The following is a 1,124-nucleotide window of genomic DNA, read 5'->3' as shown; positions in this document are numbered from 1 at the left end:
TGACGCGGAGGCGATCCGCGCGGGTCTGAAGGCTTTCGGCGGCGTGAAGCGCCGCTTCACCACCACGGGCGTCGTGGACGGGGTGAGGGTCATCGACGACTACGCCCACCATCCGGTGGAGATCAGCGCCGTGCTGACCGCCGCCCGCGCCGTGACCGGCGAGGGCAAGGTCATCGCCGTGGTCCAGCCGCACCGCTTCACGCGCCTGCGAGACCTGATGGCCGAGTTCAGCGCCTGCTTCAACGACGCCGACGTGGTCATCGTGGCCGACGTCTACACGGCCGGCGAGACGCCGATCGAAGGGGTCGATCGCGACGCCCTGGTCGAGGGCCTGCGCCGCTACGGCCATCGCCGGGCGATCCCCCTGGACAGTCCGGCGGCGCTGGCGGCGCTCGTGAAGGAAGAAGCCAAGGCAGGGGACATCGTGGTGCTCTGCGGCGCCGGCGACATCACCAGCTGGTCCTACGCCCTGCCGGGACAGCTTGAGGCGCTGGCGTGAGGGCGTGCGTCCTTCGACACGGCCCTGCGGGCCTGCTCAGGATGACGCGCTTCTGTGATGCGTCACCCCTCCACGTCATGGTGAGCAGCGCGAAGCGCGTGTCGAACCACGCAGGAACGCGCCCATGACCTGGCGCGACAATCTCCCCCCCGTACGCGGCAAGCTCCTGCGTGACGAGCCGCTGGCGCCGTTCACCTGGTTCCGCGTCGGCGGGCCGGCGGATGTCGTGTTCCTGCCCGAGGACGAAGCCGATCTCGCGACCTTTCTGAAGGCGCTGGACCCGGCCGTGCCGGTCATGGCCATCGGCGTCGGCTCCAACCTGCTGGTGCGCGACGGTGGCGTGGACGGAGTGGTCATCCGGCTGGGCCGGGGGTTCAACGCCGTCGAGGCGCTGGGCGACAGCCGCATCCGCGCTGGCTCCGCCGTGCCCGACGCCATCCTTGCCCGCAAGGCCGCCGAGGCGGGCGTCGCGGGGCTGGAGTTCTACGCCGGCATCCCCGGCACGGTCGGCGGGGCGGTGATCATGAACGCCGGCTGCTACGGCGCCGAGACGGTCAACGTCCTGGAGTCCGCCCGCGTCATGGATCGCAGCGGGGCCGTTCGCGATATGCCGCTGGCCGAGCTC

General features: G+C 71.2%; 2 protein-coding genes. Both read left to right on the top strand.

Annotated features, from left to right (window positions below; translation table 11 throughout):
- Positions 1 to 499, top strand: a 499-nt coding sequence (locus tag Q7W29_09985; GenBank protein MDO9172149.1) for a cyanophycin synthetase, incomplete at its 5' end; no start/stop codon positions are given.
- A gap of 124 nt (positions 500 to 623) precedes the next feature.
- On the top strand, positions 624 to 1,124 hold a 501-nt coding region (locus Q7W29_09980; protein MDO9172148.1), incomplete at its 3' end, for an FAD-binding protein.

Source organism: bacterium (genome assembly GCA_030654305.1).
GTDB lineage: Bacteria > Krumholzibacteriota > Krumholzibacteriia > LZORAL124-64-63 > LZORAL124-64-63 > PNOJ01.
Note: the sequence above shows the minus strand (reverse complement) of the source record. Positions and strands in the feature narration are given on the sequence as shown.